This window comes from Embleya australiensis, from assembly GCF_051903075.1.
GTDB lineage: Bacteria > Actinomycetota > Actinomycetes > Streptomycetales > Streptomycetaceae > Embleya.
In genome coordinates, this window is sequence record NZ_CP182422.1 from 874,856 (window position 1) to 890,749 (window position 15,894).

General features: G+C 70.7%; 11 protein-coding genes and 5 riboswitches. Of the genes, 8 read left to right on the forward strand and 3 right to left on the reverse strand.

Annotation, left to right across the window (positions count from 1 at the left end; translation table 11 throughout):
- Positions 1-129: 129 nt before the first annotated feature.
- Together ACMXN5_RS03655 and ACMXN5_RS03660 are read right to left on the reverse strand one after the other, a co-directional pair.
- Positions 130-864, reverse strand: a complete 735-nt coding sequence (locus tag ACMXN5_RS03655; RefSeq protein WP_439673953.1) for a tyrosine-type recombinase/integrase — start codon at positions 862-864, stop codon at positions 130-132.
- Positions 865-1,324: 460 nt separating this feature from the next.
- A complete protein-coding gene (locus tag ACMXN5_RS03660; RefSeq protein WP_439673955.1) occupies positions 1,325-1,792 on the reverse strand; it encodes an NUDIX hydrolase in 468 nt (155 codons plus the stop codon).
- Positions 1,793-2,140: 348 nt separating this feature from the next.
- A riboswitch (cobalamin riboswitch) is annotated at positions 2,141-2,215 on the forward strand.
- Positions 2,216-2,398: 183 nt separating this feature from the next.
- Here ACMXN5_RS03660 and ACMXN5_RS03665 point away from each other — a divergent pair.
- The 7 genes from ACMXN5_RS03665 (at position 2,399) to ACMXN5_RS03695 (ending at position 12,651) form a co-directional block, all read left to right on the forward strand.
- A complete protein-coding gene (locus ACMXN5_RS03665) occupies positions 2,399-2,932 on the forward strand; it encodes a flagellar hook-length control protein FliK (RefSeq protein ID WP_439673956.1) in 534 nt (177 codons plus the stop codon).
- Positions 2,933-3,159: 227 nt separating this feature from the next.
- Positions 3,160-3,377: riboswitch (cobalamin riboswitch) on the forward strand.
- 164 nt (positions 3,378-3,541) lie between these two features.
- On the forward strand, positions 3,542-5,866 hold the full coding sequence (gene metE / locus ACMXN5_RS03670) for a 5-methyltetrahydropteroyltriglutamate--homocysteine S-methyltransferase (RefSeq protein ID WP_439673957.1): 2,325 nt from the start codon (positions 3,542-3,544) through the stop codon (positions 5,864-5,866).
- Between the two features lie 148 nt (positions 5,867-6,014).
- Positions 6,015-6,173, forward strand: a riboswitch (cobalamin riboswitch).
- Positions 6,174-6,277: 104 nt separating this feature from the next.
- A complete protein-coding gene (locus ACMXN5_RS03675; protein ID WP_439673958.1) occupies positions 6,278-7,789 on the forward strand; it encodes a prenyltransferase/squalene oxidase repeat-containing protein in 1,512 nt (503 codons plus the stop codon).
- The gene (locus ACMXN5_RS03680; RefSeq protein WP_439673959.1) at positions 7,786-8,826 is read left to right on the forward strand and encodes a hypothetical protein; all 1,041 of its coding nucleotides are present in this window, start codon (positions 7,786-7,788) and stop codon (positions 8,824-8,826) included. Before ACMXN5_RS03675 ends, ACMXN5_RS03680 begins: the two co-directional genes overlap by 4 nt.
- Entirely contained in the window at positions 8,823-10,058 is a 1,236-nt protein-coding gene (locus ACMXN5_RS03685; protein WP_439673960.1) for a CbiQ family ECF transporter T component, read from the forward strand. The genes ACMXN5_RS03680 and ACMXN5_RS03685 overlap by 4 nt, the downstream gene beginning before the upstream one ends.
- Entirely contained in the window at positions 10,055-11,755 is a 1,701-nt protein-coding gene (locus ACMXN5_RS03690) for an ABC transporter ATP-binding protein (protein WP_439673961.1), read from the forward strand. Before ACMXN5_RS03685 ends, ACMXN5_RS03690 begins: the two co-directional genes overlap by 4 nt.
- Positions 11,752-12,651 (forward strand): ECF transporter S component, encoded by a 900-nt coding sequence (locus tag ACMXN5_RS03695; RefSeq protein ID WP_439673962.1) that lies wholly within the window; start codon positions 11,752-11,754, stop codon positions 12,649-12,651. Before ACMXN5_RS03690 ends, ACMXN5_RS03695 begins: the two co-directional genes overlap by 4 nt.
- 447 nt (positions 12,652-13,098) lie before the next feature.
- On the opposite strand, the gene ACMXN5_RS03700 is transcribed toward ACMXN5_RS03695, so the two are convergent.
- Entirely contained in the window at positions 13,099-13,692 is a 594-nt protein-coding gene (locus ACMXN5_RS03700; RefSeq protein ID WP_439673963.1) for a cob(I)yrinic acid a,c-diamide adenosyltransferase, read from the reverse strand.
- Positions 13,693-13,753: 61 nt separating this feature from the next.
- Positions 13,754-13,879: riboswitch (cobalamin riboswitch) on the reverse strand.
- Between the two features lie 367 nt (positions 13,880-14,246).
- A riboswitch (cobalamin riboswitch) is annotated at positions 14,247-14,381 on the forward strand.
- A gap of 130 nt (positions 14,382-14,511) precedes the next feature.
- Here ACMXN5_RS03700 and ACMXN5_RS03705 point away from each other — a divergent pair.
- Positions 14,512-15,609 carry a prenyltransferase/squalene oxidase repeat-containing protein gene (locus ACMXN5_RS03705; RefSeq protein ID WP_439673964.1) on the forward strand — a complete coding sequence of 366 codons (1,098 nt, stop codon included), beginning with the start codon at positions 14,512-14,514 and terminating at the stop codon, positions 15,607-15,609.
- The last annotated feature ends 285 nt before the right edge of the window (positions 15,610-15,894 follow it).

The window sequence follows — 15,894 nt, forward strand, 5'->3', positions numbered from 1 at the left end:
CCAATTGTGGACCACACAGCATCCACGAAACGGCACGATATACTGGAAATCGAACGTCGTATTGAGCAGCAAAGTGCCCCTGACCTGCGAAAATGCCCCGTCTCCTCTGGGGGTCAAGGGGTCGCAGGTTCAAATCCTGTCGTCCCGACCAGCGTTTACGCAGGTCGGAGGCCGTCTTCTCAGAAATGGGAGGACGGCCTTTTCCGGGTTCTGGGGCGTGGTGGTCGCAGTGTGGTCGCACGACCGCCGCTCGGCTTTGGGACTCACGAGCGATCGGCCCGCGACCGCAGCCATGTAGAGCGGTTTGAACAGGTCACGCAGCCGGGTCGGATGGTCGCGATGTGGTCGCAACCGATTCGGCAGGTGCCTCGCCACGTCCACTTCCTCGGCACCGGCGAGAGCTTCCTCGATGGCATCCACGGCACCGTGGGCGGCCTGCCGGGTCAGATGAGCGTAGATGTTCGCCGCCGTCGACGACGTCGAGTGCCGCAACGTCTTGGACACCACCGTCACCGGCACGTCCGCCGTAATCGTCAGCGTCGCGGCCAGGTGCCGCAGATCGTGCATCGTGATCCGGGGCACGCCGGCCTCGGCGGACCAGTGGCGGAAGCGATCCAGCAACGTCTGCGGCCGCAGCGGCCGGCCATTCGCGCGAGTGAAAACAAGGCCCGTGAACGGATCCGCCGGATCGACCCGACCGGAACCGCTCGCACGAGCCCGCCGTCGCAACGCGGCCGCGACCCGGGGCGAGATCACGACCCAACTCCTGCTGCTGCGCGTCTTGGTCGCGGTGATCACCAGCCGGTTGTTGTCGATCGCCGAGAGCGTGTAGCGGACATAGAGAACCCCCTCGTCCAGGTGCACGTCGGCCCAATGCAGGCCCAGCCTCGCCCTTGCGCATCCCGGTGCCGATCAACACCTCGCACAGGGCCGCCGGCAACGGATCACGTTCGTGACAGCACCGCAGAAACCGAACCGCCCCACGAGCCGACCACGCCACCCGCTCCGCCGCCCACGGCCGAGGCGCAATCGTCGGCCGCTGTCGCGGCCCTCCCGGGTCCGGCGCCGCCTCATCGGTGATCACGAACGACGCCGTGACGGGCAATGCCGGGATGACCCAACCCAGAATCCGCGTCGCTGCATACGTGATCCGGTATCACGCCGTTCCCGAGTTGCTGGTGTTCGACCGCGTGGGCATGCCGCCCTGTCGAGTCGAAGTCCGAACCGGGGTACTCGGATTCCGCAGTTTTGCACCCTCGAAGACTGGGACTCCTGGCGCTGCGGCCTCGGATCGTGACGTTTGTGCGGCGGGCGTTGTCCGGGATCACCAGCGGGCGACAAGCGTTTCTTCGTCACCCCGGCTGCGGTACAGCCGGGTGCTCCCCGGCGCGACGGCCCCGGACAGATAGCCGACGATGGGTTCGCGCTGGATCGCGCTGTCCAGCTCGCCGAGCAGCTTCAGGGCGTCGGGCAAGGGGAAGAAGGCGGCTTGTTCGATGTCGTCGTCCCTTGGCGTGATGTTCCCCGACCACTGGTCGATCTCGAAGGCGGCGGCAAACGCCGATGGGTGCCGTTCCGAATCGATGTGCATGAGGAAGGCGGTACGCACCGGGTCTCCCACGAGCAGTCCGGTCTCCTCCCGCAACTCGCGCCGGAGAGCTTCGTGCACGAGTTCGCCGTCCTCGATCCCGCCGCCGGGGAGCGACCAGAGCATCTCGCCGCCGGTGCCGAGACTCTCCCGCACAAGCAGGATCTCGTCGTCTCGGCGGACAATGCCGATGACCAACTGCACTCGGGGTTTGGGGGCCTTCGGATCTCCTGTGGTCATGCCTCGGACCGTACGTGAAGGCCGCCGGCTCGCCGGTGGTTGGGGCAGCCGCCATCCACCTTCGGACTCGCGGGCTCGGTTTCGAAGACAGGACGCCTACTGGCCGTGCTTCCCAGGTCCCCTGTCGTGGGGCCCGGTGCGGCCCGGGTGACCGTAACCACCGTTGTGCAAACCAGCGTCGAGCACCCATGAAGGTGATGAACGACATCGCGGATCCATCGTCTGACCCGTTGTCCGACGAACAGGGCATCTCGTACGCTCCGCAAGCCGGCTCTCTTCAGGTCGGCGACAACCGCATGGTTCGAAGTCCAGGGGAAGCCGGTCGAAGTCCGGCGCTGACCCGCAACCGTAGGCGGTGACCGGCAGGCCACCGCGAGTCGGAACACCTGGATTCGTACGAGTTTGAGGCTCCAGCTGTCGTGGACTGCATGCTGAGGCCCGGATTTCCCGCCCGGCGATGTCCTGTCGGTGGATACCGGGGGTGCGCGGTCCCGAGAGGAACATCGCTCGGCCCGGTCGGCGTCGCTCTCGCCGCTCGTGCCGACGCCCGTCGCACGAAGGGATCCGCGCGTGAAGATTCGTGGAAACAAGGCTCGAAGGGGTCGGCTGGTCGGGGCGCTCGCCCTGCTCGTGCTGCCCGCCACCGCCCAGATCACCGTGAACGCCCCGGCCGCCTACGCCATCGACCCCACCAAGGGCTCCGCCGGCGTCTGCCCGGACGCCAACGGCGTGACCGTGATCGTCGACTTCCAGGAGCTCGGCGGGGCCACGCTCACCCGCTGTGCGCCCGGCGACCAGGCCACGGGCTTGGCCGCGCTGAAGAACGCCGGCTTCCAGATCCAGGGCACCAACCGCTGGGGAGAGGCGTTCATCTGCCGGATCGAGGGCAAGCCCGGCGTGGACACCGAACCGTGCGTCAACACCCCGCCGGCATCCGCCTACTGGTCTTATTGGCACGCGCCCAACAACGGCACGTGGACCTACAGTTCGTGGGGCGCGAGCGCCCGCAAGCCTCCGCTGGGCAGCTTCGAGGGGTGGTCGTTCTCCAAGGACAAGACGGACACCACCAACCCGCCGCCGCGCGTGGCCCCGACGCGCCCGTAGTACCGGCCGAACCGCCGAAGACTCCGACGCAGCCTCGTCCTCGGTGTCGCGACCGCGTTCGTTCCGACAGGATCACCGCCCGTGGGGCCACACCGCCCGGAACGAACGCGGCGACGCGTCACGAGGACCGACTCGATCGCAGCGACGCCGGCTGCGTCCACGCCTTCGAGGCGTGCTCTCGCCGCCAGGCGCGTGCACCGGGCTCCCCCGGGTGCCTCTTGTGCGTCTAAGCTGTCGCACGCAGTCGGTTCGCCCTGCCATCCGGGTAGGCGCGTCGCAAGAGGGAACCCGGTGCGAATCCGGGACTGCCCCGCAGCGGTGAGTGGGAACGACCGCCGTCAACAGCACTGGACCCGTTTCGGTCCGGGAAGCGACGGCCAGTAGGTGTCCACCCTTGGTGGATGTGCCCGCGAGTCCGAAGACCTGCCACTGCCCGTGCGCTGTCGCAGCGCACGGAGAGCTCGGTGACCTCGTGGGCGGGTCGGCGGACAACCGGTGGGACACGTATGTGCGCGCGAGTACGCCGACGTGGCCCGTGTGGTTTGCCATCCCTTCGTGCCTGCGATCCGTCTCCGGGATCTTGTCGACAGGCTCGCGAAGGAGAGTTCCGTGACAACCAAGACCGCAGCCGCGGCAGCCCGTGCCACCGTGTACGGCTATCCCCGTCAGGGCCCGAACCGGGAACTGAAGAAGGTCGTCGAGGGCTACTGGGCCGGCCGCACCGATGCGCAGGCGCTTCGGGACACCTCGGCCGAACTGCGCCTGGCCAACTGGCGGCGCCTCGCCGAGGCCGGCATCCACGAGGTGCCCACCGGCGACTTCTCGCTGTACGACCACGTCCTCGATACCACCGTGGCCGTGGGCGCGATCCCGGCCCGGCATCGCGCCGCCGTCGAAGCCGACGCCCTGGACGGCTACTTCGCCATGGCCCGCGGCACGCAGGACGTCGCGCCGCTCGAGATGACCAAGTGGTTCGACACGAACTACCACTACCTCGTCCCCGAACTCGGGCCGGACACCGTCTTCGAGGCGAACTCCGCCAAGCAGGTGGCCGAGTTCGAGGAGGCCGTCGCGCTGGGCCTGACCGCCCGACCGGTGCTGGTGGGCCCGCTCACCTACCTCCTGCTCGCCAAGCCCGCACCTGGCGTCGCGGCCGACTTCCAACCGCTGACCCTGCTGGACCGGCTGCTTCCGGTGTACGCGCGGTTGCTCGCCGACCTGCGCGCCGCCGGGGCCGAGTGGGTGCAACTCGACGAACCGGCGCTGGTGCAGGATCGCAGCTTCGCCGAACTGGGCGCCGCCGCCCGCGTCTACCGCGACCTCGGCAAACTGACCGACCGGCCCAAGGTCCTCGTGGCCTCGTACTTCGACCGCCTCGGCGAGGCGCTGCCGATCCTGGCCAAAGCCCCGATCGAGGGCCTGGCACTGGACTTCACCGGCTCCGCCGCCGCCAACCTGGACGCGCTGGCCGCCGTCGGCGGACTGCCCGGCAAACGTCTGGTCGCCGGCGTCGTGGACGGCCGCAACGTGTGGATCAACGACCTCGGCAAGTCACTGACTACCCTCGGCATACTGCTGGGCTTGGCCGACCGCGTCGATGTCGCCGCCTCCTGCTCGTTGTTGCACGTGCCGCTGGACGCCGACGCCGAACGCGACATCGACCCGCAGATCGCCCGGTGGCTCGCGTTCGCCCGGCAGAAGACCGAGGAGATTGTCACCCTGGCCCGCGGCCTCGCTCAGGGCACCGACACCATCGCGACCCACCTCGCCGCCAACCTGGCCGACCTGGCCGCACGCAAGGCGTCCGCCCTCACCCACGACCCCGCCGTGCGCGCCCGCGCCGCCGCGGTCACCGACGCCGACGCGCGCCGCAGCAAGCCGTACGCCCAACGGGCCGAGGCCCAACGCGCGCATCTGGGCCTGCCGTTGCTGCCCACGACCACCATCGGCTCCTTCCCGCAGACCGCCGAGCTGCGCGCCGCCCGCGCCGACCTGCGGGCGGGACGCATCGACGGCGTCGGGTACGAGGAGCGCATCGAGGCCGAGATCCGCGATGTGATCTCCTTCCAGGAGAAGGCCGGTATCGACGTCCTCGTCCACGGCGAGGCCGAACGCAACGACATGGTCCAGTACTTCGCCGAAAAGCTCACCGGGTACGTTGCCACCCGGCACGGCTGGGTCCAGTCCTACGGCACCCGGTACGTGCGCCCGCCGATCCTGGCCGGCGACATCTCCCGCCCCGACCCGATGACCGTGCGCTGGACCGCGTTCGCCCAGTCGTTGTCCGACCGACTCGTCAAGGGCATGCTGACCGGACCGGTGACCATGCTCGCCTGGTCCTTCGTCCGCGACGACCAACCGCTCGGCGACACCGCCCGACAGGTCGCGCTCGCGCTGCGCGACGAAGTCAACGACCTGGAGGCGGCCGGGAGTTCGGTCATCCAGGTGGACGAACCTGCGCTGCGCGAAACGCTGCCATTGCGCGCCGTGGACCACGCCGAATACCTGGCGTGGGCCACCGAGGCATTCCGCCTGAGCACGTCCGGCGTACGCGCGGCCACCCAGATCCACACCCACATGTGCTACGCCGAGTTCGGCGACATCGTGCAGGCCATCGACGACCTCGACGCCGACGTGATCAGCCTGGAGGCGGCCCGCTCACACATGCAGGTCGCCGGCGAACTCGCCGCCCACGGCTACCCGCGCGAGGCCGGACCCGGCGTGTACGACATCCACTCCCCGCGCGTCCCGAGCGCGGACGAGGTGGTGGGCCTGCTCCGCAAGGGACTTGCCGCGATCCCCGCCGAACGTCTATGGGTCAACCCCGACTGCGGCCTCAAGACCCGTGGTTGGCCCGAGGTCCGCACCTCGCTGGAGAATCTGGTCGCGGCGGCCCGGGAGGTGCGCGCGACGCTGCCGAACACGGCCTCCTGACCTGAGTTCGCCGGGGCGGGAACGCACGTACCCGCCCCGGCGACCGCCCGCGACGTGACCGCCCCTGCCGCCTATTCCGATCCGTGGCGTTCGTCATCGTGACAAGGGGCACGGCGGCTTCCGCACTCCTCGTATTGTCCAACGACCGGAATGTTCCGTAGGCTCCGCACGCCGAGCCATATCGGCACTCCAACTACATAGTTCGAAACCCAGGGGAAGCCGGTCGAAATCCGGCGCTGACCCGCAACCGTAGGCGGTGGCCGCGAGGCCGCCGCGAGTCGGAATACCTGGGTGCGTACGAATTTTGTCGGCTCCAGCTGTCGTGGACTACACGCTGAAGCCCGGACCGCCCGACCGGCGTCGTGTCGTGGGCGAGCCCCGGGACGCGTCGGTCCCGGAAGGGTTCCACCGATGTCCTGGCTCACTGTGCGAAAGACCGGCGCGGTCGCGGTCTGCGGCGCGATCCTGGTCGCGGCCTCCCCTGTCTTCTCCGCGTCGGCCGACGCCGCGAACCCGTATGCCACGCAGGCCGCCGCGGCGGCGAAGTGGCAGGCCGGGGAGCTGGTCGACGGGGGGATACCCGGGTTCTCCGGTTCGGACTGGGGCCTGACCATCGACACCGTCATGGCGCTGGCGGCCACCCGTTCGGAGCCTGCGGCGCTCAAGGCCGCGACCGACGCCGTGGCGGCCAACATCCGCAAGTACAACAGCGCCGAGGAGTGGGGCATACCCGGCTCGCGGATCGCCGGGGCGACCGCGAAGGTGTTGTTCGCGTCGGTCGTGGCCGGCCGCAACCCGGCCGCGTTCGGCGGGCTGGACATGCGGGCGGAGACCCTCGATCTGGTCGCCGGCCCGGACGCGGGCGACGACGTCGGTCGGGTCCGGGACAAGCTCACCGGCAGCCCGGACTCCGGCAACGCCTTCGGGCAGTCGCTCGCCGTCCTGGGCCTGGCCCGCAGCGGCGGAGTGCCGCAGAGTGCGGTGGACTTCCTGATCAAGCAGCAGTGCCCCAGCGGCGGCTTCCGACTGTTCCCGGACCAACTGGGCAGCACCGGGCCGGTCTGCCAGGACACCCCGACCACCGTCCTCGACCCGGACTCCACCGGGATGGCCGTGCAGGCACTGCTGTCCGCGGCGGCGGAGAGCGGGTCGACCGGCGCTGCGGCGGCTGCGAAGAAGGGGGCGGACTGGCTGAAGTCGCGGCAGCAAGCGGACGGTTCGTTCGGCGGTTCGGGTCCCACGGCGGCCTCGAACACCAACAGCACCGGCCTGGCCGGGCAGACCCTGCACGCGGCCGGCTACTCGGCAGAGGCGGACAAGGCCGCCGCGTGGGTGGCCAAGCACCAGATCACCGCCGACAACGCCGGCGCCGCGAACAAGGACGTCGGCACGATCGCCTACAACGAGGAGGCGCTGACCTCGGCTCGGGCGGAGGGCATCCCCGACTTCCAGCGCGACCAGTGGCGCCGCGCGACACCGCAGGCCCTGCTCGTGCTCGCGGGCGTCCCGCTCGGCGACCTGGGCAAGGCGCCGACCGAACCGACCGGGACCGCGACGAGCACTTCCGTACCGACCCGTTCCGACACTCCCGCACCCACCGGCTCGGCCACCCACACCGAGTCCGCGAGCCCGTCGGCCTCGACGTCGGCAACGCCCACCACCTCGCTCAGCCAGACCGCCGGCGCGTCGATCTCCGCGTCTTCGTCCGCGTCCGCGACGAACACGAACCAGGCCGGCACAGGCGGCTCGGTATCCGGCAGCGGAAGCACCTACGGCGGTGGCGGCACCGCGAACGGCGGCGGTGGCAGCCTCGCCCGTACCGGTGCCCAGGTCGGCGGATTGGTGTTGCTCGCGGTCGGCCTGGTCGGCACCGGCTTCGCCGTCCGCGCGGGTGCGCGCCGCAAGAACGGACAGCACACGTGAGGCGCCTCGGCCGCAGAGGCCGAATGGCCCGCCTGGTCGCCGCCCTGGCCCTGCTCGCCCTGCCCGCCACCGCCCAGCTCACCGTCGCCGCACCGACCGCACGCGCGGTCGACACCTCCAAGGGCACTCCCGGATACTGCCCGGACGGCAACGGCGTGACGGTCGTGATCGACTTCCAGGAGCTGGGCGGCACGACCATCGTGCGCTGCGCACGAGGCGATCAGGCCACCGGGCACGCCGCGATCAAGAACGCCGGCATCGAGATCGCCGGCGTTGCCCGCTGGGGCGAGTCCTTCATCTGCCGGATCGAAGGCAAGCCGGGAGCCAACTCCGAGGCATGCATCGACACGCCGCCGGCGAGCGCCTACTGGTCGTACTGGCACTCCCCCAACGGCGGTTCGTGGACGTACAGCCAGTGGGGCGCGATGAACCGCAAACCGCCGCCCGGCAGCTTCGAGGGCTGGTCGTTCTCCAAGAACAAGACCGAGACCACCAACCCCTCGCCGCGCGTGGCCCCGTCACGCCCAACCACGCCCGCCACCCAGGACCCGCCGCCCAGGACGAACAACCCGCAACCGCCGACCGGCAACGGAGGCAACTCCGGCAACGGCACGACGTCGGCGGGATCGGGAGGCAAACCGGCCGGAACAGGAGGCGGCACCGCGTCGACCGGGTCCGGCTCGAACGGGGCCGGCGGGACCGCCACCTCGGGTACCGACCCCCTGGCCCCCGGGCCCGGCGTCTCCGGCAATCCGATGGAGTCCGCACCCCCGCCGGCCGCTCCGGCGAGCGAGGTGCCCTCCACCGCCCCGACCGAGTCCGCGGCGCCCGAGCCCGCCTCGGCCGCGCCGTCCGTGCAACCCTCCGGCGTCACCCCGCAGGGTCAGACCTGGACCGGCGGCGAGGAGTTGGCCACGAAGAAGCGGGACGGCATCCCGACCACGACCATCGTCGGCATCGCCCTGCTCGTGGCCATCTGCGCGGCAGCCGGGTTCACCACGTGGCGCCGCCGGACGCGCGCCGACGGATCGGGATGAACGTGCCCCACCCGAAACCGTCGCCGACCGCCGCGGCATTCCGCCGCGGCGGCGGCCGGCTGCCCCGCACCGTGCACCCCGGTGCGTGGTGGTTGTGGGCCCTGGGGCTGGCCACCGCCGCCGGCCGAACCACCAACCCGCTGCTGCTCGCGTCGCTCCTGGCGGTGGCCGGGTTCGTCGTCGCCAACCGGCGCGGCGACGCCCCGTGGGCCCTGGCGTTTCGGATGTACCTGTTCCTCGGGTTGTTCATCATCGTGATGCGGGTACTGTTCCGGATCGTCTTCGGCGCGGGCGCGGCGAGCGGGCATGTGCTCGTCAACCTGCCGGAGATCCCGCTGCCCGCGTGGGCGGCGGGTATCCACCTGTTCGGACCGGTGGCGCTCGAACATGTCCTGGGCGGGTTCTACGACGGGTTGCGGCTGGCCACGATGATCGTGTGCCTGGGTGCGGCGAACGCGCTGGCCAGTCCCAAGCGCATGCTCAAGGCGGTGCCGGCCGCGCTGTACGAGGTGGGCGCGGCGGTGGTCGTCGCGCTGTCGGTCGCGCCGCAGTTGGTCGAGAGCGTACAGCGCGTGCGCAGGGCCCGCCGACTGCGCGGCGGGGCGCAAAAGGGCATGCGGGCGTTGCGGTCGATCGCGATCCCGGTCCTTCAGGACGCGCTGGATCGTTCACTGGCTCTGGCTGCCGCGATGGACTCGCGCGGATACGGCCGCAATCGGCATCTACCACGCGCGATCCGACTGTTGACCGGCGTCCTGACCCTCGTCGGGCTGATCGGCGTGTGCGTCGGCGTCTACGCGCTCCTCGACGGAAGCACACCCCGCTACTTGGGCGCCACCATGCTGCCCGGCGGCCTCTTGATCGCCGGCATCGGCTTCGTGCTGACCGGCCGGCGGATCAACCGGAGCATCTATCTCCCCGACCGCTGGCGCCCGGCCGAATTCGCGGTCGCCGGCTGTGGTCTGGGCGCCGGCGCGCTGCTCTACCTGACCAGCCGGATCGACGCGGGCAACCTGTACCCGTCGCTGAGCCCGCTCGCCTGGCCCGAACTGGCCCCGCTCCCGGTACTCGCGCTGCTCGTCGGCGTGCTGCCCGCGTGGCTGGCGCCGCCGCCTCCGCTCACCACACCTCGCATCGGCGACACCGTGCCCGCACCCGATACGTCGGCCGTCGCGCCGAAGGCGGGTCCGGCCGGTACCGGTACCACCATCAGGGAGAAGTCCGTCCGGTGATCGAATTCCGCGACGTCACCATCACCTATGCCGACGCGCCGGCACCCGCCCTGCGCGACGTGCAATTGATCATCCCCGAAGGGGAGTTGTGTCTGGTCGTCGGCCGCACCGGGGCGGGCAAGTCCACCCTGCTGGGGGCGATCAACGGCCTGGTCCCGCACTTCACGGGCGGCACGTTGCGCGGCAGCGTGCGCGTCGACGGCATCGAAACCCGGACACAGCCACCGCGCGAGTTCGCACACCTGGTGGGCGTGGTCGGTCAGGACCCGCTCGCGGGCTTCGTCACCGACACCGTGGAGGAGGAACTCGCCTACGGAATGGAGCAGTTGGCCATCCCGTCGGCGGTGATGCGCAAACGCGTCGAGGAAACCCTCGACCTGCTCGGCATCGCCGAGTTGCGCCATCGCCCGCTGCGCACGCTCTCCGGCGGCCAGCAGCAGCGGGTCGCGATCGGCTCGGTGTTGACCGCGCACCCCCGAGTACTGGTCCTGGACGAGCCGACCTCGGCACTCGACCCGACCGCCGCCGAGGACGTCCTGGCCGCGATCACCAGGCTCGTGCACGACCTCGGGATCACCGCGATCGTCGCCGAACACCGCATGGAACGGGTCGTGCAGTACGCCGACCGGCTCGTCCACCTGCCCGGCGACCGCACCGTGCGCGACGGGGCGCCCGCCGAAATCCTGGAGACCTGCGACATCGCCCCGCCCGTGGTCGAACTCGGGCGGCTCGCCGGCTGGTCGCCGCTGCCGCTGTCGGTCCGCGACGCCCGCCGCCTGGCCGCACCGCTGCGAGCGCGGTTGGCGGACTGTACCCCGCCCGGACCACGATCGGCCCACTCCTCGGCCGACCCGCTGCTGACCGCGCGGCGCATCATCGTGCGCTACGGCGACGTGATCGCCGTACGCGGCCTCGACCTGGAGTTGCCGGCCGGCCAGGTCACCGCCCTGATGGGCCGCAACGGCTCCGGCAAATCCTCGCTGCTGTGGGCCCTCCAAGGCTCCGGTCCCCGCCAGGGCGGCACCGTGGACGTGGCGGGGACCGATCCGGGCCGGGCCGAGCCGAAGCGGGCTCGCGCGCTGGTCGGTCTTGTCCCGCAGACTCCCGGCGACCTGCTCTACCTGGAGACCGTGGACGCCGAATGCGCCGAGGCGGACCGGGAATCCGGCGCCGAAGCCGGTGCGTGCCGGGCGCTGCTCGATCGCATCGCGCCGGGGATCGACGGCACCCTGCACCCGCGCGACGTCTCCGAGGGGCAGCGCCTCGCCCTGGTACTCGCCATCCAGCTGGTCGCCGCGCCACAGGTGGTGCTGCTGGACGAACCGACGCGCGGCCTCGACTACCACGCGAAGCGGCGGTTCGTCCGGGTGGTGCGCGAACTCGCCGACGCCGGGCGGGCGATCGTACTGGCCACACACGACGTCGAATTCGTCGCCCAGGTCGCCGACCGCGTGGTGGTGATGGCCGAAGGCGACATCGTCGCCGACGGTCCGACCGCCGAAGTCGTCGTCTCCTCGCCCGCGTTCGCACCCCAGGTGGCCAAGATCCTCGCACCGGCCGAATGGCTGACCGTCACCGACGTCGGCAACGCCCTCGCGGATACGGACATCAGCGGCCGGGAGTTCGCCTCCGAGGACGGCGTCCCGACCGCACGCGACGCTCGCGCATCCGCCGCAGACAGGGAGCCCACCGGATGACGATCGTCACCGACACGCGCAAACGCGTCAACGCGATCCGGATCACCGCGCGTACCGCGATCGTGCTCGCCATCGCCTCGATCGCGGGCCTGGCCATGTTCCTGTGGCCGCTGTTCGCCTCCCCCTCCCCCGAATCGGCGGCGCACTCGGGCGACGCGCCGCTGGTCTTCGCCGTCACGCTGCCGTTCGTGGTCGCGGTGGTGCTGGCCGAACTCACCAGCGGCGGGCTCGACTCCAAGGCGCTGGCCATGCTCGGCGTGCTCTCCGCGATCAACGCGGCACTGCGTCCGCTGGGCGCCGGCACCGCCGGGATCGAGACGGTGTTCTTCATGCTCGTCCTGGCCGGGCGAGTGTTCGGCCCTGGATTCGGGTTCGTACTCGGCTGCACCTCACTGTTCGCATCCGCCCTGCTGACCGCCGGCGTCGGCCCGTGGTTGCCGTTTCAGATGCTGGCCTCGGCCTGGGTCGGACTCGGCGCGGGGCTGCTGCCCCGACGCGTCCGGGGGCGGCGTGAGATCGTCATGCTCGCCTGCTACGGCGTCTTCGCCGCCTACGCGTTCGGGTTCCTCATGAACATGTGGTTCTGGCCGTTCCTCGCCGACTCCGAATCCATGGTCGGCCCCGCGTTCGTCCCCGGCGACGACATCCTCGACAACCTGCGCCGGTTCTTCGTGTTCACCGTGCTCACCTCGACCTTCGGATGGGACACCGGCCGCGCCATCACCAACTGCGTCGCGATCGTCCTCGTCGGCCCGGCGGTACTGGCCGCCCTGCGGCGCGCATCCCGCAAGGCCGCGTTCGAGGCACCGATCGTGTTCGACCCCGCCCCGGCCGACCACGGCCCTACGCAGGCCGATACCGCGACCACCACCAAGCGGACGAAGCCCGCTCCATAGCTGCGTTCCGTAGGTGGCGCCTACCACCTCTGCCTTGTGCCCCCCGCCCGCGCGCGAGCTGCTCATGAACCGGTGGGGCACCTCATAGGGCGACGCGTCTCGACGATGGGCGTGGAACCCCGCGATGCGCGTCCGGCCTGGGCGCGTCGGATGTGCGTTGTGTGTCGGCGACGCCGGCCGACAGGGAGATGTTCGGGGTCGACCGGCGGGGCAAGTGCCCGCGCAGGGGCGCACAGGAGCGCATGGGGGAGAGCTCCTCGGAGCCTTCGGCCGGCGCCGAGCCGCGGGATCCGGTCACCGCGACCGTAGCCTTGCCACCCGGCCGCGGCGGCGGCCGGGTGGCAAGTCCGGGAACGCAATTCGGTTGGCTCCCGAGCGAGTCGTTCGTGCCGCCACGGCTGTCGAGGACCGGTGCGATATCGCCGGCGGAACGGTGGCGGCCCGATGTCAGCGGTTGCGGCCGGGACTCCACAGCACGTCGCCGCGCCCGCCGTCGTTGGCCAACCGCGCGAGAATGAAGAGCAGGTCCGACAAACGGTTCAGATAGCGGACGCACACCGGGTTCACCGTCGCCGCCTCGCCGCCGGACAACTCCGTGTCCGTGTCGACCAGCGCCCACGCCGAGCGTTCCGCCCGGCGTGCGGCCGTCCGCGCCGTGTGCAGGAGCGCCGCACCGGGTGTACCGCCCGGCAGTACGAACGACCGCAAGGGCTCGAGCCGTTCGTTGAACGTGTCGCACAGACGCTCGAGGCGGGATACGTCCTCGTCTCGGACCCGCAGGCGTTCGTCTCCGTCGCGGATCGGAGCGCACAGGTCCGCGCCCACGTCGAACAGGTCGTGCTGGATGCCTTCCAGGACGTTCCGCAACTCCGCGTCCAGGCAGCCCAGCGCGAGCGCCACGCCGATGGCGGCGTTGGTCTCGTCGGTGTCGGCATAGGCGACGATCCGAGGATCGGTCTTACGGACACGGGAGTTGTCGCCCAACGCGGTCGTGCCCGCGTCGCCCGTGCGAGTGTAGATACGGCTCAGCACCACAGACATGGCGAACCACCGGCCTCTCTCGGGGAAATCCGCCCCGGTTGTGTCGAGGTGGCGACGACGTGAGTCTCCTGGCTCTCGGATCAACACTTCCCCCGGCCTTCCAACCCCGAAGCGGGGCCGTGGCCTTGACGGGAGTCGCTCCCCGATCACAGTGGCGGGACCGCACCGGAATCACACCGGTTTCCTCGGCTTCGCCGTCGCACAGCAGGCCACAGCATGACACGCGGCCCTCGCCGGCACCAGACCCGACCCGGAACCTCATCCGCTTCGGACGCCGACCCGTTCGACATGCCCCTGTGTCGACCAATCTGTCGCGCGTACTGAGACCGTCGGACCGTCGCACCCCAGGTCGGCGTGCAGGCAGGTACCGAAGCCCCAAGAAGGATTTCCGGGTTCCGCGTCGTGCGCGTCTCGGCCCAGTGCCGGATCCATCCTTCATGTGCCGGCGATCTTGTTGGCCGGAAAGGGAGTTCCTTCCGGAGTGAGCGATCCGTAGAGTGCGGGATCTGCAGGTCTGAGCAGTCGACGTACCGATTCCGGGCGTCTTCATCTGTTCGATCGTCTTGTGCGACGACCCGCAGTAGCTCCGACGACGGGGGAAGTCCGGTGTGAATCCGGCGCTGACCCGCAGCGGTGATCCGTCCCTCCCGACGGCGAGCCCGAATGCCCGCCGCCGGAGTGTTCGTCTCCCATCCCCGTCGTGGTCCGCGGGACGGAGCCCCAGCGACCCGTGCGTCGGGACGGTGCCGCCGTCGGTGTGCCCGCTCGGCCGCCGGGTCTCCCGGGTCCGCCGTGCCATGGGCCCGGAAAGGCACTGTGATGACGCTCACCCGACCCGGACGCCGGATCGCCGCGCTGTTCGGCGGACTGGCCCTCGCCGGTACGGCCGCCCTGATCCCGTCCACCGCCGTGGCGGCACCGCCGACGACCGACACGACGCCCCAGGCAAACGTGTCCATACTCTCCGGCAACCGCACCCAGGCCGCGGCGGGATGGCTGGCCCGGCAACTCGTCGACGGCGAACGCTTCGAGACCACCTTCGACGGAGTGACCTACCCCGACCAGGGCCTGACGATCGACGCGATCTTCGCATTCGCCGCCGCCGGGGTCGCCGACGACAACGGGGCCAAGGCCACCACGTGGCTCGCCCGCCCGGAGATCCTGTCCGGGTACATCGGCGACGGCACCACCAACGCCTACGCCGGAGCCACCGCCAAGACCCTCCTCGCCGCCGAGGTACGCGGTGTCGACCCCACCTCGTTCGGCGGCGTGGACCTCCCGGCCCGGCTGCGCTCGTTGCAAAAGCCTTCCGGCCGCTTCACCGACACCTCGCCGTGGGGCGACTACAGCAACGCCTTCAGCCAGTCCCTCGCACTCCTGGCGCTCGACCGCACTCCGGCCGGCGCCCCCGCCGCCGCGGTGGACTTCCTGGCCGACGCACACTGCGCCGACGGCGGATTCCCCCTCGACTACGGTCTGTCCACCTGCACCAGCGACGCCGACTCGACCGCGATGAGCGTGCAGGCGCTGGCCGCCACCGGGCGCCACCAGGAAGCGACAGCCGGACTGAACTGGCTCGCCTCACACCAGCTTTCCGACGGCGGCTTCGGTACGGTGGGCGCCACCACCTCGAACGCCAACAGCACCGGCCTGGCCGCCCAGGCCCTGCTCTCGTCCTGGCGCGTGATACCGGGCCTGGCCGCCCGGCATTTCCTGACCGAACGTCAGGTCGGTTGCCCGGCATCCACGGCCACGCGAGGCGCGATCGCCTACGACGCCGGCGGGTACAACCCGGCCACCGCCACCAGGGCCACCGCTCAGGCGGTCCTCGGCCTGGCCGGCACCGGCTTCGCCGACCTGAGCAGTGCGGGCGCTCACCGGAACACCCCCACACTGCACTGCCCCACCACACCCTGACCGAACGAGGTAGCGGCCACCGTCGACACGGTGGCCGCTACCTCGACAGGTGCGGGCGTCGGTCCCCGGGCCCCTCCTCCCGAGGCGGCGAGCATGTCGCGACAACAGCACCTATCTCACGGCCCTCTCACGGCCCTCTCACGGATTGGGGATCACGCGGCATCGACTATCCCCATGACACCCGGACAGGAAAGCGTCCAGCCCAAGGCTTCTGCACCAACGGGCACGGCAAGAACGCCCGTTCGGGCGCTGGAGGTCAACGGGTCGCAGGTCCAAATCCTGTCG